A 19,970-nucleotide genomic window follows, 5' to 3' on the forward strand; every position below is an offset into this window, starting at 1 on the left:
GGGAATTATGATGAGAACTAATAAAAGAATAGGTATAAAATACATTATCGTAACGGCGATACTGCTGATCGCGCTTCTCGCGGCGGGCATGCTGTTCGCGCGCGGCGGTTCGGCGGTCACGGCCGACAACAACCCCACGTTGACGATCCACGTTTACGATCCCGCTCAGGAATATTCGAAGATAACGGGCTGGGTATGGATAGGCAACAGCTCCGACGAACGTCCGTTCGACGCGCAACCGCTCGAAGACGAGCAGTTCAAAAAAGACGATAACGTAGCGCGCGCCATTAATATCGAGCTTACTCAAAGAGAGTTCGAGCAGCTCAAAAACGGCACTAAACTCGGCTTCCTCGTCGTAGTCAAAAAGGCGGAAACGGGCGGCTGGGACAACAAGTACGACAAAGAGAGCATGGGCGACTGCTTGGTCGATCTGTCCGATAAGTTCGATGCCAACAACCACGCCGACGTTTATTTCGTGCGCAAAGACTCCGACGTATACACAAACCTTGAGGAAGCTAAAATGGCTCTTGAAAAAATCATAAGCGCAAAATTCACGAATAAAACGTCCATTTGGTTCGAGGCTTCGAGCGCGATCAGAAACGGCGCTAAGGTAACGCTCACTGTAAACGGCGACGCGGTAGCCACGGCGAACGCCAAGGTCAACCCCGAAACTTCGGAATACAAAGCAACGGCTTTGTTCCCGGGTCTTAAATTCGATTTCGAAACCAACTACCGTATTTCGGTTGCGGGCTATCCCAAGGACGCCGCTATATCCAAATCGACTCTGATAGATACTTCGGAATTTATAACGCAGTTCGAAACGGCGGGTACGCAAGATGCCGTGCTCGGCGCGGTCATATCCGCCGATAAGAAAACGACTACATTCCGCTTGTGGGCGCCACTCTCCACAGAAACTACGCTCAATCTTTACAAGGACGGAAGCGAGGAAACGGCTTACGACGTCATTACGATGGAAAAGGCGCTTGTTCAAGGCAAGTGGGGCGGCATCTGGGAAGCCGTGATTGAGGAAAACCTTAACGGCACCTATTACACTTATACGGTCAACAATACGGGCGCGCCCGTAGAAACAATCGACCCGTACGCCAAAGCGTGCGGCGTGAACGGCGACCGCGGTATGGTTATAGATTTTTCTACTGCTAACCCGACCGGTTGGGACAAAGATAAACATTTGTATGCGACTAACGCGACCAATGCCGACACCCCCATACTTTGGGAAGTTCAGGTAAAAGACTTCTCGGCGTCGCCCGACTCGGGCATGAAGTACAAGGGCAAATTCCTTGCGTTCACCGAGCAGAACACGACGGTTCCCGGGACCGATCTTAAAACGGGCTTGAATTACCTTAAAGACCTTGGCATTACTTACGTTCACCTTAACCCCGTTTACGATTTCGCGACCATCGACGAGCGCGAGACCACGAACGCAGACAACACAAAGGATAACTTCAACTGGGGTTACGACCCGCAGAACTACAACATTCCCGAAGGCTCGTACTCGACCGATCCCACTCGCGGCGAGGTTAGAATTAACGAGTTCAAGCAGATGGTCATGGCTCTGCACCAAGCGGGTATCGGCGTAGTTATGGACGTCGTTTACAACCACACATATCAGACTCAGGGTCAGGCGCTCCACGACACGCTGCCGTACTACTACCACCGCACGAACAAGGACGGTGGCTTCGAGAACGGCGCGGGCTGCGGCAACGAGACCGCTTCCGAACGCACGATGGTTCGTAAGTATATAGTCGACTCGGTCAAGTTCTGGGCGGAGGAGTATCACATCGACGGCTTCCGTTTCGACCTTATGGGTCTTCACGACGTAGCTACGATACAGGCAGTGCGCGACGCGCTCGACACCATTGACGGCGGCAAGGGCAAGCAGTTGCTTGTTTACGGCGAGCCGTGGTCGGCTGACGGATCGTACACGCCTTATTCGTGGACGACGCGCAAGAACGCCACTTCGTCGGCTTCGACTAAGATCGGCAAGTATATGAACAACTCGAACAATAACCTTATCAAGCATTTGTTCGCAGGCTTCAGCAACGACTATCCGCGCAGCATGGATAAGCTTCCCGAGCGCGTCGCGGTGTTCAACGACACCGGTCGCGACGGTATGCGCGGCAACGTTTGGGACGGCGTAACCGGCAAAGGCTGGGTAAACGGCACCAAGGGCGAGGTCAGCTCCGTTCAGAGACTGCTTGAAGGCGGCGCAGGCACTTCGGGTTCGGGCATGTACACCGGCTCGGGCGCAAAATGTATAGCGTACGCTGCGGCGCACGATAACTACACGCTTTGGGATCAACTGGTTGGTTCGCGTCACGGCGAAACCACGCCCGTTCAGTACGATATAGCAGACGCTACTCGTATTAAACAGTGCAAGCTCATATCCGCGGCATACCTTATGAGCGCGGGCGTTCCGTTCATGCTCGCGGGCGAGGAAATGGGCAGGACGAAGTACGGCAACGAAAACTCGTACAACTCGCCGTATAAGCTCAACATGATCAACTGGTCGCGCCAGGAAGCGTTCAGCGACTTGTATAATCACTTCAAGAAGCTTATTGCGGCGCGTAAGCAATACAGCAGTCAGCTGTTCTCGTACAGCAAGTCGATAAATCCTAACTTCTGCTACGCTACGAGAAACGAAGGCGACGGTTCGACCGGTGCGCTTCACTTCGAACGCGGCACTACCACCAAGCTCGAACTCGACCTCAATCCCTCGACCTGGCAGTGCTCGGTCAAGATCGGCGGCAAGTCGGTACTGTAATTAATTAGGAATTAGAAATTAGTAATTCCCTCATCCACCACTTCGTGGTCCCCCTTCCCCAATTGGGGAAGGCAAGAGCGGTTGTGCCGAACGGTTCGGTACAACCGCTCTTTTTGTTTAATTAGGAATTGTGAATTAGTAATTAGGAATTAAAAGGGATACGGCTCGACTACCCGAAAACCCGCCCTCTCCGTTGGTGAGGTTAAAAAATGGAATATTCTTGTTTGCTTTTCCTAGTTGGCGTAGAGAAATAAGTAACACAACGATAGTACTCGGGTGTAACGCAAAACGAATTACCCTATGCCAACACCCGACACTAAAAGTTTTCTTGCCTACTTCTTTTACAAAAGAAGTAGGGAAAAGGGTTGCAAAAAAGTGTTCATTGTGGTAAACTAAAACCAACTAATTCCACGGAAGGGTATAATGGAAAAAGTCGAAGAACCTACCGTATTGTTCGGTAAATCCAAATGGATATGGACGCTTGACGCGACCAAAAAGAACAGCAACGTAATATTTCGTCGCACTTTCTCGTTCGGTCAGGACAAACCGCCCGCACGCGCGATCTGCCGCGTCGCCTGCGATACGCACTACTATATGTACGTTAACGGCAATGCCGTGGTCTGGTGCGGCGGGTTCAACCGCGGCAAGAAAGCGTACTACGACGAGTTCGACATAGCCAAGTACCTTATCAAAGGCGATAACGTTATAGTCTTTCATTGTCAATACTACGGCAACTCGGGCAGGGACCTGGAAACCACGTCCCGCGCGGGCTTCATCTTCGAATGCAACGACTTAGAGATATATAGCGACAGGTCGTTCACCGTATACGAGAGCCGCGCGTTCAAAACCCCGCGCTCGTCCAACTGCTGCTATGCGGGCTGGGACGTCAACTACGACGCGTCGCTCGAAGGCCAGATCCAGAACGTTCTCGACCCGTCGTTCAACTCGTCGCTATTTCAGGCCGCGAGCGAGCTCGACATATATCCCGACGGCATAATCGGCGTGCTCCAACCCCGTCCGCTCCCGCTCGAAAAATTCTCGCCGCAGCCCGTCATAGGCAAACCTAAAAAAGTCAGCGACCAGTTCAGCGGCGACAAGTATATCATTCGTCTTCCTCGTGAAATGCGCTTAACGCCGTACATGGAAGTTACGGGCAACGGTCAGGAAAAAATAACGATCACCACCGACCGCACGGCATGCATGGGCAGCTTCGGCGACGAGGTAAGCACGTACTACGCGCACTCGGTAACGTACACCACCAAACCCACGCTCAACGTGTTCGAGTGCATGCTCCCGATGACGGGCGAGGAACTGATATTTTCCATGCCGCGCTCGGTCAAGGTCCTTAAACTCGGCTACCGCGAGATCGGCTACGACACCGCGCCCACGTGCGAGTTCTCGACCGAAGGCGGACGACTGGACACCCTGTTCAAGAAAGCTCAGAACACCCTGTATGCGTGCATGGGCTCGACGATAGTCGATACGCCCGAGCGCGACCGCTCCATGTGGCTGGGCGACGCGTCGCTCGCCGCGCGTGCGCTGTACCTTAGCTACTTCGACGCTAAGGACCTCGTTAAAAAAATCATCACCGATATTTTCGATTACGCCGAGGACAACGTTCTCTTCTCGTGCGTGCCGGGTAGCGTGCCTGTAGATATCCCCGCGCACGGACTCTTGGCTCTGTCCGAGTACGGCCTGTTCGCGCAGTACCGTAACTTCTCGGGCGATATAGACGTGTTCCGCTCGGATTTCTCGCGACTTGGCGAATACCTCATGCTCTGGGAAATGACCGAGCACGGCGTGCTCCCGCGCGAGGGAATGCGTAGCTGGTACGACAACCTTTACAATATCGACGGACTGCTCATAGAGAATGCGCTGTACTACTCGGCGTGTAAGTTCGTCAAGAGCGTCGGCATAGCCGTAGGCGAGCACGAGTACGACGAAGAACTCGAAGACCGCATGGCGAACATTGCCGACTATATAGAAAGCACCTGGGACGGACTGGGATACACCTCGAACGGCAACAGCTACGACGACAGAGCGAACGCGCTCATCGCGCTCGCGGGGCTCGTTCCGCAGGAGCGTAAAGCATCGGTCGTGCGCCTGCTGTCCGCAGTAGACAATTCGTCGCCGTACATGGAATGGGCGGTCATCGAAGCATTGAGCATACTCGGTCGGCGCGACCTCGGTCGGCGCAGGTTCGACACCAAGTACGCGCTCCTCGCCGAAAGCGAAAGCAGCGTGCTCGGCGAGGACTTCAACGGCTTCGGCAGCGCGTGCCAGAGCTACCAGTCGGCGGTCATCTTTGAAGCGATCCAGCTTTTCGGCGGCATCGACATAACGGAAGGCGCAAAGAATATCGTCATCACGCCCGACTTCCGCGCTATTGAGAATATGCGCGTCTCGCTCAAACTCGCAAGCGGCACGCTCGACGTTCGGTATAAATACTCGCCGACGCGTATCGACATAATAATCGACAACGCGACTTCCGCCAAGCTCGAACTCGTTATCGAGCCGGAAATGATCGGGCGCAGCGTCGAACGCCGCACTATCGTTATCAATAAGGGTAAGAACAAGTTTAGTATATAACTCGCTTCGACTTAGCCCGAATTCAATTTTATATAATGAACACAAAAAAGTACAAAGCTATGTTCGTTACGCTACGAGATAGCGGCGAAATTCCCATAGACGTGTACGACCTGGTTATGCGCGAGATCGAAAAAGACGGCAAAATGACCAAGCGCGTGTACGGCATATACCTGACCGAGCTTGAAAAGCGCCGACTGTTCGACGTTTGCACCGTGCCGTTCGACACGAAAAACAGCGCACAAACGGACGGTACGTACAAGTACCGCAGCAAGAATATCTTCAAAAGACTGGCGCACAGGTTTTGGTTCCGCATATTCAAGATCGGAGCGTACGTCGCGTGCGCGCTGTGGTTCGGTGTGTGGCGGGTCAAGGACAAGAAAAAGCTAAAAGGCATAAAAGCGTGCATGACGACGTCCAACCATATCGGCTTCCTCGACTCATTGTTCGCGCTCCGCGCCATACCCGGCAAACAGTATATCGTGTCCGCACCGTTCAATTGCAAAAACGACCTAGGCGGCAAGATACTGTCGACGGCGGGCGAGCTGCCGTTGCCATTGCCCAACTCGCTATCGGGCGCGCGCGCGTTCGAGGAAATGCTTGGCTACGCGGTAAGCAAGAACGCAAAGATCCATTTCTACGCCGAAAAGGTGATGTGGATAGGCTACAAAAAACCCCGACCGTACAAGGAAGGCGCGTTCTACTACGCGGACAAGCTCGACGTTCCCGTCGTGTCCATGCTCTACTGCTTCAAGAAGCCGCGCGGACTGAGAAAGCTGTTGCACCTTCCCAAAATGGAAATCAGGATAGCCGACCCGCTTTACGTCAATAAAGAGCTGCCGCCGCGCGAACGCAGGAAAGACGTTTGCGCCCGCGCCGAGCAGGCGGTTAAGCAAATGTACGAGGAGTTCTACGGCATTCCGCTCGAATATGAGAGCCTGAACCCGACGGACCAAACAAACGAAACAATTATCTCGACAGAGGAAAACTAATCATGGCAAAAACTATCGCTATCGCCAACCAGAAAGGCGGCGTGGGCAAGACCACGACCTGCGTCAACCTCGCGGCATACTTCGCCGCGTTCGGCAAGCGCGTGCTCATAATCGACAACGATCCGCAGGGCAACGCGTCGAGCGGGCTCGGCGTGGAAAAGCACAAGGTCAAAAACTCGGTATACAGCCTTATAATAGGCGATTGCGACGCGGTGGACGCTATCATGCCGACGGGCGTCGAGGGCTTGGATATAATCCCGTCCAATATCGATCTCGCGGGCGCGGAAGCCGAGCTCGTAAGCCTCGATAGACGCGAAAGCTCGCTCAAACGCGCGATCGCACCCGTCAAGGATAACTACGACTACATATTCATCGACTGCCCGCCGTTCATCGGCTTGCTCACGCTCAACGCGCTGACCGCTGCGGACAGTATACTCATTCCCATGCAGGGCGAGTACTTCGCGCTCGAAGGACTGAGCCAGCTCATGAACACGATCAAGCTCGCAAAGAAGATCCTTAACCCGTCGCTCGAAATCGAGGGCGTGGTCGTAACCATGTTCAATTCGCGCACCAACCTCGTAAACTCGGTCGCTGAGGAGATCACCCACTACTTCGGGAAAAAGGCGTTCGCGACAAGAATACCGCGCAGCGTACGGCTCGCCGAAGCCCCGTCGTTCGGTATGCCTATCAGCCAGTTCGATCCGACGAGCGCGGGCGGCATAGCGTATAAAAATTTGGCGGAAGAAGTGCTCAACCGCAACCGCGACAAGTTCACCCCTATCAAGAATCTGTCCGCACTCAAAAAGAAAGTGCAGTAATTAGCTCAATAAGTTTGACAATACTTAAAGTTTGTCGTATAATAAAAAAGTCAGATGCAGGGGCGCGGTTAGTACCGCTGAGAAGTCCGCACGTGAGCGGCAGTCCCTTTGAACCTGTGAGTTAGCACTCGCGTAGGGAGCCGTCGAAAACGTGGTTTTTTACTTGTGTGAGTGTGTCGCTCGCACAAGTATTTTTCTTGGAATTTTTAGCGCATTCATCGCGTGATACGGACTACGCTTGGTTCGGCGGCTTGGTCATGTAGGTGGGTCTACACTCCCGTCGCCGCCTCGCCAACTGTTGTCCGTCTGACGCGCGACTGCGCTAAAAAATAACTTTTTTTTGAGAGGATAGGAAAAACCATGTTAGACGGAATCAAAAACTACTTCGCCAACTTCAACGGCGCGACTAACGCCTGCCGCACAATCGCGCTGTGGATAACGATCGCGCTCGTCGTAGCGTTTATCGCGAACAAGCTGTATTTGTTTATAGCGGCCAAGCGCGACAAGACGGCGAACGCCGAAACGCTCGCGGCGGCGACAAAACTCAATAACGGCGCATGGATAGTGACCGCGCTCGTGTACGCAGTGTGCATGATAGTCACTTTCACAACCTGCTTCTTCATAGATGATAGCATAACGCCCATACTGTTCTACCCGTTACTCGTTCTCATAATCGCGGTCGTGGGCAGCGGTATCGCGCTGTTCGTAAAGAACCATATAATAACCAAGATAGTCACCGCCTCGGTGTGCGGCGCAGCGCTCGTTGCCGTTATAGTGTGCATGGCTGTGTATTACGCAAGCGGTGACGCGGGCGAAGCGTTCAGCAATCTCGGGCTGTATCTCAGCGCGGTAATAATCACGGCGGCTATCGTCGTGTTCGCGTTCCTTGCCGACCGCAAGAGCGGACAGTTCGACACCCGCGCGATAACGTTCGGCGCGGTGTGCATCGCGCTGTCGTTCGCATTGTCGTACGTGCGGATTTTCAAGATGCCTATGGGCGGAAGCATCACGTTCGCTTCCATGCTGCCGCTTATGCTGTTCGCGTATATGTTCGGGTGCAAGAAAGGCGTGCTTGCGGGAGTTATTTACGGCGTGCTTCAAGCCGTGCAAGACCCGTGGATCATCCACCCCGCGCAGTTCGCGCTCGACTATGCCGTCGCGTTCGCAGGGATCGGGCTTACAGGCTGTATGCGCGATCTCGGCGTGCTTAAAGGCAATATGCGCGCGCAGTTCGCGGTCGGCGCGGTGATAGCGTGCGCGTTCAGGTTCTTGTGCCACTACTTCGCTGGCGTGTTCGCGTTCGGTATGTACGGCGAAAGCTTTGCCGCCGAGTACAATATGCCCATACTCGCCAACGCTTACTTCTACTCGTTTGTATATCAATGTATGTATATAATCCCCGAGCTTGTTCTCGTTCTCGTCGTAAGCATGATAGTCATGACGTCCAAAAGCTTCCGCCGCCAAATCGAGATATACTCGTCGCGCGAAAAGACCGAAAAACCCGTTAGTGCAGAGCCCGCCGAAACGGAGCCGGAAGTCCAAAATTAAATCAAGCATATAAAAACGGCTGTAACGAGCATATCGATACAGCCGCTTTTGTTATTAGAATTTATTAAGATTACTCGGTATACATGGGGTAGGAATAAACCTTGTGTGAGCCGAAAAGCTTGCCGACGAAATACTTGTTTGCGCTCGCTTCGTTGGTTACGACTATGCGGTCGTTGACTATCGTTATATCCTCGGAGAATGCGGGGAGCGTTAGCGACTTTATCATAGTCGTCGAGTCGGCGTAGTACAGGGGCACGGTTTTGCTTTCCGCGCTCGCGTTCTTCTTAAAGCTGACGGTCATGGTGTCGGCGCTCTCTACCGGTTTGTGGTATTCGAGCTTGGAATGTTTAAGCCCGTACGAGCGCGATAAAACGAGTATTCCGTCCTTTACCGCACAGCCCTGAACGAGCCCCGTCACCGATATGCTGTATAAGGGGTAGGGCTGATCGCCGTCCTTAAAGAGCGTGCCGTCGGCGTTCAGCTTGTAGCAGGAGATTATCGCCTTGTTCTCGTCGCCGTTCGGTGTGGTGTAGTAGTGCGATTTCTCCGTTTCGTAATTGCCCGCGCGGTAGAACTCGCCGACGAACAAATACTCGTCGTCGCTGTAACAAAACGCCGCGTTATTGTCGACGGGTATTCTTTCCAAAGCGGTGACTGCCGTGGTCGCGTTCGCGTTGTAAAGTGCGTTAAGACTGTACGCGATAAGCGTGGAGCCGTTTGCGATATATACCATATCCTTGGTGCAGGTAACGCCGCCCGCGTGGCTTTTGAGCGGCTCGCCGTCAACGTCGTTGAGCATGACCCTGCGGCTGTCCTTGCCGTTGACGAGATACAGCATAGCCATGCCTTTGCCGTAGTAGCCGGTCTGGATATACACGTCCTTGTCGGCGGCGTACGTTAGCCCTTGCGGCGCGATACCCTCGGAAATGCCCGCGACGTCGCAAACGTATTGGCGCACCTTTCGCGCTTCGCCGTACGCCGCCGCGCCGATGATAGCGAGTATGGCGTACAGCACCAAAAACAGCCCGACTATCGAGCCGAGTACGATACCTGTGATTATCAATGATTTTTTGAGCGTTTTGTTCATAGTATTTATAGTATAACCCAATTCCGCGGGGAAGTCAAGGCGAAGGAAAGAGAATGAAGTCGGCTTCGCCTAATGAAAAATGAAGTCGCTACGCTAATGAAGAAATTGATGACCTCGTTGGGGTGACTGAATAATCCCCCCCTCAACGTAAAAGTTTCTTGCCTACTTCTTTTCAAAGAAGTAGGAGATTCTTCGCTTACGCTCAGAATGACAGGAATGCAAACCGCTCAACGTAGTTTTTCTTTGCTTACTTTCTTTTTTCAAAAAGAAAGTAAGGAAAAAGAAAGTAAGACAAAATGCGCTGAAAATCTTTACAATTCGCGTTGGCTTGTGATATAATTACTATGCAAATAAATATGGAGGATATTTATACAATGCAATATTCACACGAAGTAGAACTCATGCAGTGCGTGGCGAAAGGTTGCAATCACGGTCCTGCGCCCATTCCCGAAGAGGGCAAGTGGGTACAAGCCTACGATATCAAAGATATCAGCGGGCTTACGCACGGCTGCGGTTGCTGCGCGCCGCAACAGGGCACTTGCAAGCTCACGCTCAACATCAAGAACGGCGTTATCGAAGAAGCGCTCGTCGAGACGATCGGCTGCTCGGGTATGACGCACTCGGCTGCTATGGCGGCGGAGATCCTGCCCGGCAAAACGCTTCTCGAAGCGCTTAATACCGACCTCGTTTGCGACGCTATCAACGTTGCAATGCGCGAGCTGTTCTTGCAGATAGTTTACGGCAGAACGCAGTCCGCTTTCTCCGACGCGGGTCTACCCGTCGGCGCAGGTCTTGAAGACCTCGGCAAAGGGCTTCGTAGCCAGGTCGGCACCATGTACTCGACCAAGGTCAAGGGTCCGCGCTACCTCGAAATGGCGGAAGGCTACGTAACGCGCTGTGCGCTCGACAAGAACGGCGAGATCATCGGCTACGAGTACGTAAACCTCGGCGTCATGATGAAGCTTATTGGCGAGGGCGTCAGCGGGAACGAAGCGCTCGAAAAAGCGAAGAAGCACTACGGTCGTTTCGAAAACGCGGCTAAGTACATAGTGCCGCGCAACGAATAATCGAGGAGGAATTAATTATGGCTATCACGTTCGAAGGTTATGAGAGAAGAATAGACAAAATCAATTCCGAACTCAAAAAGTACGGAATCAAATCGCTCGAAGAAGCGAAAGACATCTGCCTTAAAAAAGGCGTCAACGTAGAAGAAATCGTTAAAGGCGTTCAGCCCATTGCGTTCGAGAACGCGGTTTGGGCGTACACAGTCGGCTGCGCCATTGCGTTCAAGAAAGGCGTTAAGACCGCCGCAGAAGCCGCCGAGTGCATCGGTTTGGGCTTGCAGGCGTTCTGCATTCCCGGCAGCGTTGCTGATCAGCGCAAGGTCGGTCTCGGCCACGGCAATCTCGGCGCAATGCTTCTCCGCGACGAAACCGACTGCTTCGCGTTCCTCGCGGGTCACGAATCGTTCGCTGCGGCGGAAGGCGCTATCGGTATCGCGCGCAACGCCAACAAGGCGCGCAAGAAACCGCTCCGCGTTATCCTCAACGGCTTAGGCAAGGACGCCGCGTATATCATTTCGCGTATCAACGGATTTACCTACGTTCAGACCAAGTACGACTACTACACCGGCGAGCTTAAAATCGTTAAAGAGACGGCGTTCTCGGACGGCGAGCGCGCTAAGGTCCGTTGCTACGGCGCGGACGACGTCAGCGAGGGCGTTGCGATCATGCGCCACGAAAAAGTCGACGTTTCGATCACCGGCAACTCGACCAACCCCACGCGCTTCCAGCACCCCGTTGCGGGCACTTATAAAAAGTGGTGCCAAGAGAACGACAAAAAGTATTTCTCGGTCGCGAGCGGCGGCGGCACGGGCAGAACGCTCCACCCCGACAACGTTGCGGCGGGTCCCGCTTCGTACGGCATGACCGACACGATGGGTCGTATGCACAGCGACGCGCAGTTCGCGGGCAGCTCGTCCGTTCCCGCGCACGTCGAAATGATGGGTCTTATCGGCATGGGCAATAACCCCATGGTCGGCGCGACCGTCGCGTGCGCCGTTGCGGTTAGTCTTGCAAAGTAGCGGCAATTAAATACGAAATCAACAAAAAGCTGTCACCGCGGTGGCGGCTTTTTGTGTTTCAAAAAATATAACGCATTTAAGAATCAAACCATAAATAGTATCATTTACTGCAAAATGCAGTTGAATAAATGATTAACAGCATTTCGCTGTAATATATATGATATATTATGGAAGCATTCGCTAAAAGATTAAGGGAATTAAGGGAAAGTTACGGCTACACGCAAAAGCAAGTTGCCGAAAAACTGCATATTTGCCAACAATCTTATGCGCGGTATGAGATCGATACCGGTGAGCCGAGCTTGACTACTCTTGTTAAGCTTTCTCAACTTTTTGAAGTAAGCGTTGACTACTTGCTTGGAATAAGCGATACTTAAAAATTTTATCGGTACGAAATGGATGACGAGAAAGACAGGCGCGGGGAAGAAAACGCGGACGATATAATAGAAACGGGCGGCGAGCCTACCGACAGCGGCGCGACCGAGAATATTCATTCCAACCACAGAAACAGAATGCGGTCTGCCGCCGTGCTCGATCCCGAACTGAACGGCTTTCGCGACGTGGAGCTTTTGGAGCTATTCGCGTCTTTCTTCGTGCCGCAACGCGACACAAATCCCACGGCGCACGCACTAATCGACGAGTTCGGCTCGGTCGTTGACGTTCTTCGCGCGCCCGCCGAAAAGCTTATAAACGTAAAGGGCGTGCCCAAAAGCATGGCGCGTACCCTGCCCGCACTGGTTGCGACTATTTCACAGCGCATAGGCGCGCCCGTTATGATCTCTGACCACTTCGCTGCCGCGGACTACTTCGGCTCGGAGTACCTAAGCGGCGACAACGACGGAACGTTCGTCGTGTGCTTGGACGGCGGCGGCAGGGTGCTCGGGCTTGAACGTTGTACGGGCAAGGACGAGGTATTTTCTTTCCGCGCGGTGTTCGGTGCGGTCGGGAGATACAACGCCAAAAAGGCTTTACTCGTTCGCCGCGAAAAAGGGTTCTTTCCCGATCTGTACTCGCTCAATATGCCGCTCAAAAAGCTTGCCTTTCTATTGAGCGAGGTGGGCGTTAGGCTTATCGACTTTTTGCTTTTCACCGACAGCGGGTATTATACGCTCGGTCAAGTGCCGACGGCTAAAAGCGGGTGGTCGCCGCAGTTCACGTTTGTGCCGACCAAGCAGTTTGCAAGCTCGCCCGAGCTTCTCGAAAAGTTCGCCGAAAGCATGCAGTCTGCGGAAGCCGCCGCAACGGACGATTTACCTAATTAGCTATATTCTTTTATTCAATTAAAAACACGCCCCGACTTTGGGGCGTGTTTTACTGTTCGCTTATTAATTTGGCTAAACGCGTTAATTCTTTCGCGTATTTATTACTTATGCTGTCGGCGAGCGACGCGGCAAGGTCGTTCCCGTAGTCGTGGGTCGATTGGTTACGGCATTCGAGCATATCTAGCCAAACTTGTTCGCTCTGAATAATGCCTTCCTGATAGGCGAACCCAAATACGCCTTTGGGCGAGCCGATAGTCAGCATATAGCCCTGCTCGGTCATGTATTCGCGCAAGCTTTTCCACGCAAGCTCAAACGAGAACTCGAACCGCTTAATCAACGAGTCTTGGTAAAACTCGTTATCGGGTTGGCTGCGGTATACCGTATTGGCTTCGTTAAGGCGTTTGGTGGCTTTTACGAAGTTCACGTATTTAGGCGTTTTCATAAATAGTTATACCGTCCTTTTCGATATTATCGGTGAAAGTCGATTGCGGTTGCTCTTGCATAAAAATCAAATCGACTTTGTGCAAAGTTGGTAATTCTTCGCTGCAAAAATATCTTAACAGCGTTTTATTACGTTGCGGTAGCTCGCCGTAAACGGCTACGTCGTAGTCGCTGCGTTCGCTGTTGTCGCCGCGCGCTCGCGACCCGAATAATACCGCTTTGGTTATTTCGGGATACTTGGCGAACTCGGCTACCATATTCTTAATGACGTTATCCATCACTGTCATTGTCGAACAAACTCCTATAAGTATTATATAGATTTATTATATTATTGTCAATTCATTACGTATATTTAAGCCCGATCATGGCGATAATTTCGGCATGGTTACTTATTGTTTGGGTTCGGCGCGGCAAAAGCGCGCGTATTTCAAAAACACGGCGGACACGGCTGTGCTCGATAACGAAGAAGTTCTGTTCTGCGCGAGCGAGAACGGGCGCAATTATTTTGCGTACGGCGCGGTGCCGTTCGCGGTGTTTACCGCCGAGCAGTACGTTAAGTATAAGCTTGCGTTATGCGGTGCGGAAAAAACGGTCGAGGCGCTGTCCATGCTTTCGATGCTGAACATACCGCACGATGTGCGGCTAGGTGCGATCGTTCCCGCGCAGCGTGCGTGTATCGATTATATTATTAAGAAAAGCGGCGGCTTGCTCAAAGAGCGTACCGTCGTCGACCTCGACGGGGTAAAGTGCACGCGTAAAAACCGCAAGGCGCTGAACGAGCTCATCGGGCTTTGCCCCGATCTTTTCGTTTGCGTTTGCGACAATAGGTTTTTGAAGTACGCGAAAAAGCCGTTTACAACGCTCGATTTCGGGAAAAGGCAAAAGTGCAGTCGTCCTAGGTTTTACGAGGCAAGACGGCTTGCGAAGATGATCAGTGCATATAAGATAGCGGTTATGTAGGGAATTAGGAATTAGTAATTAGTAATTAGGAATTAAAGGTGATATAGGATTTACCACTGTGCGCGGGTTCCGCTGGATACCTCGACTGACGCTCGGTATGATGGTGTAAGAGCCGTGCTTGTTGTAACGATATTACCGAAAAGAAAAACCCAACCACCATCATCCCGACCGAAGCGGAGGGATCTAGGCGAACCTCCGCAAGGTAGTAAACAAAAAACGACGGTATCATTTCTAATTCCTAATTAGTTTACCCCCCTAACCCCTGATTTCCACTCTAAGGGCTTTTAACGTCGGTCAGTGCAACCGGCGTTTTTTATCTTGCGTGGCAAATAACGGCAATTGACGGCAAATTAAGGCATATTCGAAAAAATAAAGTTGTCAAACCCGCCTAAAAAGCGGTCAAAACCATTGCAAAAAAATACGGGGTGTGCTATAATATTCATACTACGGATAAATAGCTTATTTATTCGATTTTCGGAGTAAAAGTTATGGCAAGAAAGACTGACAACGGCAATTACAATGCGAGTTCTATTCAGGTTCTGGAAGGGCTTGAACCCGTTCGCAAACGCCCCGGTATGTATATCGGTTCGACGGACGAGCACGGTCTGCACCACCTCATTACCGAGGTCGTAGACAACTCGGTCGACGAAGCGCTCGCGGGCTACTGCGACAGGATCTTGGTCGAGATCACGCGCGACGGCGCGGTCGCGGTCACCGACAACGGGCGCGGCATTCCCGTAGAGATCCACCCCAAAGAAAAGGTGTCGACCGTCGAGGTCGTTCTTACCAAGCTCCACGCAGGCGGCAAGTTCGGCGGCGGGGGATATAAGGTGTCGGGCGGTCTGCACGGCGTCGGTGTTTCGTGTGTAAACGCGCTGTCCGAATGGCTAGACGTCGAGGTGTACAAGAACGGCAAGATCTACCGTCAGCGCTATAACCGCGGCGTGCCCATGAAGCCGCTTGCCGAAGTGGGCAAGACCGACAAGACGGGCACGAAGATAACGTTCTTCCCCGATACCGAGATTTTCGAAACGGTCGATTTCGTGTACGATACCGTGCGCACGCGTTTGCGCGAGGTCGCGTATCTTAACAAGGGCTTGGAGATTGAGCTCGTGGATAACCGCAAGGGCAGAGAAGCGCGCGACGTGTTCCGCTTCGACGGCGGTATCAAGGATTTCGTCGAGTACCTTAACCGCAACAAGAACACCATGTTCTCAGAGGTCATTTACGGCGAAAAGACTTTCAAGGACAGCGAGGTCGAGTACGCTATCCAGTACAACGACGGATACAGCGAGCTCATCTATACCTACGCAAATAATATTAACACCGAGGAAGGCGGCACGCACCTTGTAGGCTTTAAGAACGCGCTCACCAAGGTCATCAACGACTACGCGCACGAGCAGAAGCTGATCAAGGACGACGAGAAGCTTGCGGGCGAGGACGTTCGCGAGGGCATTACCGCCGTCGTTTCGGTCAAGCTTACCGAGCCGCAGTTCGAGGGTCAGACCAAGACCAAGCTCGGCAACTCGGGTATGCGGTTGCAGGTCGAAAAAGCGGTAACCGACGCGTTCGGCACGTACCTCGAAGAAAACCCGAAAGAAGCGAAAGACCTCGTCATGAAGACGATCACCGCGCAGCGAGCACGCGATGCGGCGCGTAACGCCAGAGAGCTCACTCGCCGCAAGGGCGTGTTCGAAACTGCTTCGCTCCCCGGCAAGCTCAGCGACTGCACCAACCGCGATCCCGAGCACTGCGAGATATTCATAGTCGAGGGCGACAGCGCAGGCGGCACGGCTAAACAGGGTCGCGACCGCAGATTCCAGGCGATACTTCCGCTCCGCGGCAAGATCCTCAACGTGGAAAAGGCAAGGCTCAATCACGTTCTGGAAAACGCCGAGATCAAGGCGATGATAACGGCGTTCGGCTGCGGCATCGGCGACGAGTTCGACGAGAGCAAGCTGCGCTACGACAAGATAATATGTATGACCGACGCGGACGTAGACGGCAGTCATATTCGTATACTTCTCCTCACGTTCTTCTTCCGGTTCATGCGCCCGCTTATCGAGCGCGGGCACGTATACGCCGCGCTTCCGCCGCTGTACAAGGTGGCTAAGGGCAAGAAGGAAATCTACTGCTTCGACGAGAAGGAGCGCGACGAGGCGCTCGACCAGCTCGGCAGGAAAGGCTGCGAGCTTCAACGCTATAAAGGTCTCGGCGAAATGAACGCCGAGCAGCTGTGGGAAACGACCATGAGCCCCGAGCACCGCGCGCTCAAACGTATTACCATGGAAGACGCGTTCGAGGCGGACGAGATATTCAGCGTGCTTATGGGCGATATGCCCGAGCTTAGGCGGCAGTTTATTGAGGAGAACGCTAAATTAGTAACGGACTTGGATATTTAACCTCGTATTCATCGGCGGATACGGGCTACGCTTGGCTCGGCGGCTTGGTCATGTACGTCTATGTACACTCCCGTCGCCGCCTCACCAACTGTTGCCCGTCTGCGCCGCGACTCCGAGGTTAAAAATACGTTCTTTATAAGCTAAACACCATCAACAAAAAACTTAAAGTTCTCTTGCTTACTTCTTTTTCAAAATGCGTAGATAAAGTATTTGGGCATAGACTTGTAAAAGAAAAGTAAAGCAAAAGAAACCATCAACAAATAACTTAAAGTTTTCTTGCTTACTTCTTTTCCAAAAGAAGTAAGAGAAAAACCCTAATTAACATAGAGGTAATCATGGCAAAGAAAATACGTTCCGACAAGGGCGGAAGCTCTTCCGGCAAGGAATATATCGATAATACCAAGATAATCGACACGCACGTTGTCGACGAGATGAAGCAATGCTTTATCGCGTACGCAATGGCGGTCAACGTGTCGCGTGCCATTCCCGACGTTCGCGACGGTCTTAAACCCGTTCACCGTCGTATACTTTACGCCATGGGCGAGCTCAGCCTGTGGTCGGACAAGCCCTACCGCAAGTGCGCGCGTGTAGTCGGTGACGTTCTCGGTAAGTACCACCCGCACGGCGACTCGTCGGTGTACGACGCGCTCGTTCGGTTCGCGCAGGACTTCTCCATGCGTTTCCCGCTCGTTGACGGACACGGTAACTTCGGCTCGGTCGACGGCGATCCGCCCGCGGCTATGCGTTACACCGAGGCAAGGCTTGCCAAGATCTCGGCGGAAATGCTTCGGGATATTGACAAGGAAACCATCGACTGGACTAACAACTTCGACGACTCGCTGCAAGAGCCGTCGGTGTTGCCCGCACGCTTCCCCAATCTTTTGGTCAACGGCTCGGACGGTATTGCGGTCGGTATGGCAACGGCTATCCCGCCGCACAACCTCGGCGAGGTCATAAACGCTATCGACGCGCTTATCGACAACCCCGAAATCACGATCGACGAGCTGTGCAGGTACGTACCCGCTCCCGACTATCCGACGGGCGCGCTCATACTCGGCAGATCGAATATCAAGCGCGCGTACAAAACGGGTAAGGGCGGCGTCGTCATTCGCGCCAAGACCGATATCGAGGAATACCCGGTGCGCGAGGGCAGCGACCTTATGCGTCAGCGCATAGTCGTTACCGAGCTGCCGTACCAGGTCAATAAGGAAAAGCTTATCGTCCAGATCGCCGACCTCGTCAAGGACAAGCGTATTGAGGGCATTGCCGATATCAAGGAAGAATCCGACCGCCAGGGTATGCGTATCGTTATCGAGGTCAAGCGCGACGCGCAGGCTCAGGTCGTTCTCAACACACTGTTCAAGCACACGAACCTTCAAGTCTCGCAGGGCATAACGTTCCTCGCGCTCGCCGACGGCGAGCCGAAGATCCTCAACCTCAAAGAGATGCTCGAATACTACTTGAAGCATCAGGAAGAGGTCATCGTTCGCCGCACCAAGCACGACCTTGCGGCGGCACAGGCGCGCGAGCATATTGTCGAGGGCTTGGTCAAGGCGCAGGCGAATATCGATCGCGTTATCAAGATAATCAAGCAGAGCCGCGACAACGTCGAGGCGGCTGAGAAGCTAATGGCGGAGTTCTACCTGTCCGATAAGCAGGCGAACGCCATACTCGAAATGAAGCTGCGTAGGCTCACCAGCCTCGAAATCGACGCGCTCCAAGCCGAGCTTGTCGAGCTTCAAGAGAAGATCGCGGACTTCAAGAACATCCTTTCTAACCCCAAGCGCGTTACCGATATCATCCGCACCGAGCTCAACGAGATCAAGGAGCAGTACGACAATCCGCGCCGCAGCGAGCTCGTTATCGACTACGACGAGATCGATATCGGCGATCTTATAGATAAAGAAGACGTCGTCATTTCCATGACGCACTACGGCTATATCAAGCGTTTGCCTACGACCGAGTACAAGGCGCAGCACCGCGGCGGCAAGGGCGTCACGGCGCACAAGCCCAAGGAAGAAGACTTCGTCGAGAAAATGTTCGTTACGAACACGCACGACACGCTGTTGTACTTCACGAACTTCGGGCGTGTGTATGCGGACAAGGCGTACGCCGTACCCGAAGCCGAACGCACCGCGCGCGGCAGAGCGATAGTCAATCTTTTACAGCTCAACGAGGGCGAAAAAGTCAGTGCGGTCATTCCCATCAAGGAAGACGAGTACAAGGGCAATCTCGTAATGGCGACCAAGCGCGGCATGATCAAAAAGACAGCGCTCACCGAGTTCAAGCTTATCCGCAAGGTCGGCAAGGTCGCTATCAAGCTCAACGAGGGCGACGAGCTGATTTCCGTTCAGCAGTCGGGCGGTATCGACGAGATACTAATCGCGTCGCAGAGCGGCAAGTGCATTCGCTTCTCCGAGGAGAACGTCAGGCTCATGGGTCGTGACACGCAGGGCGTGCGCGCTATGCGCTTGGACGAGGACGATAACGTCGTCGATATGACGATCGTCGCGCCCGATTGCGACGTGCTTACCGTCAGTGAGAACGGGTTCGGCAAGCGTACCGATATCGAGGAGTTCAGACTGCAATCGCGTGCAGGCAAGGGCATTAAGGCGGGTAACTTTAACGACAAGACCGGACGGCTTGTCAATCTCAAACTCGTCAACCCCGAGGACGACGTCATGGTCATTTCCGATAACGGCACGATCATTCGTATGCTCGTTAAGGAGATCTCCAAGATCGGGCGTGGCTCGCAGGGCGTGCGCATGATGCGCGTCAAGAACCAGGGCACCGTTGTGTGCGTGGCGACCGCGCCGCACCAGGAAGTTATCGAGGATAACGGCGAAGCGCCCGAGGGCGGCAGCGAAGAATAGTTTTTTTCGTTACTTCTTTGAAAAGAAGTAACCAAGAAACTTTTGCGTTAAATAATTAAAGAGTGGTTTGACCGAACCACTCTTTTTTGTGCCGAAAACTAAAACGAACGACAGCCTTCCCTAAATGGGGAAGGTGCCC

At 53.1% G+C, this 19,970-nt stretch carries 15 protein-coding genes and 1 riboswitch; of the genes, 12 read left to right on the plus strand and 3 right to left on the minus strand.

Annotated elements, in window-relative coordinates; translation table 11 throughout:
* Positions 1–7 precede the first annotated feature (7 nt).
* The 5 genes from HDT28_00825 to HDT28_00845 all read left to right on the plus strand — a co-directional run bounded on the left by HDT28_00825 (position 8) and on the right by HDT28_00845 (position 8,726).
* Positions 8–2,782 carry a hypothetical protein gene (locus HDT28_00825; GenBank protein MBD5131129.1) on the plus strand — a complete coding sequence of 925 codons (2,775 nt, stop codon included), beginning with the start codon at positions 8–10 and terminating at the stop codon, positions 2,780–2,782.
* 423 nt (positions 2,783–3,205) lie between these two features.
* The gene (locus tag HDT28_00830) at positions 3,206–5,371 is read left to right on the plus strand and encodes a hypothetical protein (protein MBD5131130.1); all 2,166 of its coding nucleotides are present in this window, start codon (positions 3,206–3,208) and stop codon (positions 5,369–5,371) included.
* Between the two features lie 35 nt (positions 5,372–5,406).
* Positions 5,407–6,360, plus strand: coding sequence for a hypothetical protein (locus HDT28_00835; protein ID MBD5131131.1), 954 nt, complete (start codon positions 5,407–5,409; stop codon positions 6,358–6,360).
* 2 nt (positions 6,361–6,362) lie between these two features.
* Entirely contained in the window at positions 6,363–7,178 is an 816-nt protein-coding gene (locus tag HDT28_00840) for a ParA family protein (GenBank protein MBD5131132.1), read from the plus strand.
* 48 nt (positions 7,179–7,226) lie between these two features.
* Positions 7,227–7,335, plus strand: a riboswitch (TPP riboswitch).
* A 203-nt stretch (positions 7,336–7,538) separates the two neighbouring features.
* Positions 7,539–8,726 carry a hypothetical protein gene (locus HDT28_00845; GenBank protein ID MBD5131133.1) on the plus strand — a complete coding sequence of 396 codons (1,188 nt, stop codon included), beginning with the start codon at positions 7,539–7,541 and terminating at the stop codon, positions 8,724–8,726.
* A gap of 70 nt (positions 8,727–8,796) precedes the next feature.
* Here the strand turns inward: HDT28_00845 and HDT28_00850 are convergent, their stop codons facing one another.
* Positions 8,797–9,813 (minus strand): hypothetical protein, encoded by a 1,017-nt coding sequence (locus HDT28_00850; protein MBD5131134.1) that lies wholly within the window; start codon positions 9,811–9,813, stop codon positions 8,797–8,799.
* Positions 9,814–10,187: 374 nt separating this feature from the next.
* On the opposite strand from HDT28_00850, the gene HDT28_00855 reads away from it, so the two are divergent.
* The 4 genes from HDT28_00855 (at position 10,188) to HDT28_00870 (ending at position 13,155) form a co-directional block, all read left to right on the plus strand.
* Positions 10,188–10,880, plus strand: coding sequence for a hypothetical protein (locus HDT28_00855; GenBank protein MBD5131135.1), 693 nt, complete (start codon positions 10,188–10,190; stop codon positions 10,878–10,880).
* 17 nt (positions 10,881–10,897) lie between these two features.
* The gene (locus HDT28_00860; protein MBD5131136.1) at positions 10,898–11,896 is read left to right on the plus strand and encodes a GGGtGRT protein; all 999 of its coding nucleotides are present in this window, start codon (positions 10,898–10,900) and stop codon (positions 11,894–11,896) included.
* Between the two features lie 167 nt (positions 11,897–12,063).
* On the plus strand, positions 12,064–12,270 hold the full coding sequence (locus HDT28_00865; GenBank protein MBD5131137.1) for a helix-turn-helix transcriptional regulator: 207 nt from the start codon (positions 12,064–12,066) through the stop codon (positions 12,268–12,270).
* A gap of 18 nt (positions 12,271–12,288) precedes the next feature.
* Entirely contained in the window at positions 12,289–13,155 is an 867-nt protein-coding gene (locus HDT28_00870) for a hypothetical protein (protein ID MBD5131138.1), read from the plus strand.
* A gap of 49 nt (positions 13,156–13,204) precedes the next feature.
* Here the strand turns inward: HDT28_00870 and HDT28_00875 are convergent, their stop codons facing one another.
* A complete protein-coding gene (locus HDT28_00875; protein ID MBD5131139.1) occupies positions 13,205–13,597 on the minus strand; it encodes a nucleotidyltransferase in 393 nt (130 codons plus the stop codon).
* A complete protein-coding gene (locus tag HDT28_00880) occupies positions 13,584–13,883 on the minus strand; it encodes a nucleotidyltransferase domain-containing protein (GenBank protein MBD5131140.1) in 300 nt (99 codons plus the stop codon). The genes HDT28_00875 and HDT28_00880 overlap by 14 nt, the downstream gene beginning before the upstream one ends.
* A 94-nt stretch (positions 13,884–13,977) precedes the next feature.
* Between HDT28_00880 and HDT28_00885 the strand changes: the two genes are divergently transcribed.
* From HDT28_00885 to gyrA, 3 genes are all read left to right on the plus strand, one after another.
* Entirely contained in the window at positions 13,978–14,556 is a 579-nt protein-coding gene (locus HDT28_00885; protein MBD5131141.1) for a hypothetical protein, read from the plus strand.
* A 488-nt stretch (positions 14,557–15,044) separates the two neighbouring features.
* On the plus strand, positions 15,045–16,958 hold the full coding sequence (gene gyrB, locus HDT28_00890; protein ID MBD5131142.1) for a DNA topoisomerase (ATP-hydrolyzing) subunit B: 1,914 nt from the start codon (positions 15,045–15,047) through the stop codon (positions 16,956–16,958).
* A 335-nt stretch (positions 16,959–17,293) separates the two neighbouring features.
* Positions 17,294–19,831, plus strand: coding sequence for a DNA gyrase subunit A (gyrA, locus tag HDT28_00895; GenBank protein MBD5131143.1), 2,538 nt, complete (start codon positions 17,294–17,296; stop codon positions 19,829–19,831).
* The last annotated feature ends 139 nt before the right edge of the window (positions 19,832–19,970 follow it).

It is taken from the genome of Clostridiales bacterium (assembly GCA_014799665.1).
In the GTDB taxonomy this organism is placed as follows: domain Bacteria; phylum Bacillota; class Clostridia; order Christensenellales; family Pumilibacteraceae; genus Anaerocaecibacter.

Excerpts from the sequence above, each read along its gene's own strand:
- HDT28_00850 (MBD5131134.1), bottom strand. The coding sequence starts at position 9,813 with ATGAACAAAACGCTCAAAAAATCATTGATAATCACAGGTATCGTACTC.
- HDT28_00840 (MBD5131132.1), top strand. The coding sequence starts at position 6,363 with ATGGCAAAAACTATCGCTATCGCCAACCAGAAAGGCGGCGTGGGCAAG.
- HDT28_00845 (MBD5131133.1), top strand. The coding sequence starts at position 7,539 with ATGTTAGACGGAATCAAAAACTACTTCGCCAACTTCAACGGCGCGACT.
- HDT28_00835 (MBD5131131.1), top strand. The coding sequence starts at position 5,407 with ATGAACACAAAAAAGTACAAAGCTATGTTCGTTACGCTACGAGATAGC.
- HDT28_00855 (MBD5131135.1), top strand. The coding sequence starts at position 10,188 with ATGCAATATTCACACGAAGTAGAACTCATGCAGTGCGTGGCGAAAGGT.
- HDT28_00885 (MBD5131141.1), top strand. The coding sequence starts at position 13,978 with ATGGTTACTTATTGTTTGGGTTCGGCGCGGCAAAAGCGCGCGTATTTC.
- HDT28_00865 (MBD5131137.1), top strand. The coding sequence starts at position 12,064 with ATGGAAGCATTCGCTAAAAGATTAAGGGAATTAAGGGAAAGTTACGGC.
- HDT28_00860 (MBD5131136.1), top strand. The coding sequence starts at position 10,898 with ATGGCTATCACGTTCGAAGGTTATGAGAGAAGAATAGACAAAATCAAT.
- HDT28_00825 (MBD5131129.1), top strand. The coding sequence starts at position 8 with ATGATGAGAACTAATAAAAGAATAGGTATAAAATACATTATCGTAACG.
- HDT28_00875 (MBD5131139.1), bottom strand. The coding sequence starts at position 13,597 with ATGAAAACGCCTAAATACGTGAACTTCGTAAAAGCCACCAAACGCCTT.
- HDT28_00880 (MBD5131140.1), bottom strand. The coding sequence starts at position 13,883 with ATGACAGTGATGGATAACGTCATTAAGAATATGGTAGCCGAGTTCGCC.
- HDT28_00830 (MBD5131130.1), top strand. The coding sequence starts at position 3,206 with ATGGAAAAAGTCGAAGAACCTACCGTATTGTTCGGTAAATCCAAATGG.
- HDT28_00870 (MBD5131138.1), top strand. The coding sequence starts at position 12,289 with ATGGATGACGAGAAAGACAGGCGCGGGGAAGAAAACGCGGACGATATA.
- gyrB (MBD5131142.1), top strand. The coding sequence starts at position 15,045 with ATGGCAAGAAAGACTGACAACGGCAATTACAATGCGAGTTCTATTCAG.
- gyrA (MBD5131143.1), top strand. The coding sequence starts at position 17,294 with ATGGCAAAGAAAATACGTTCCGACAAGGGCGGAAGCTCTTCCGGCAAG.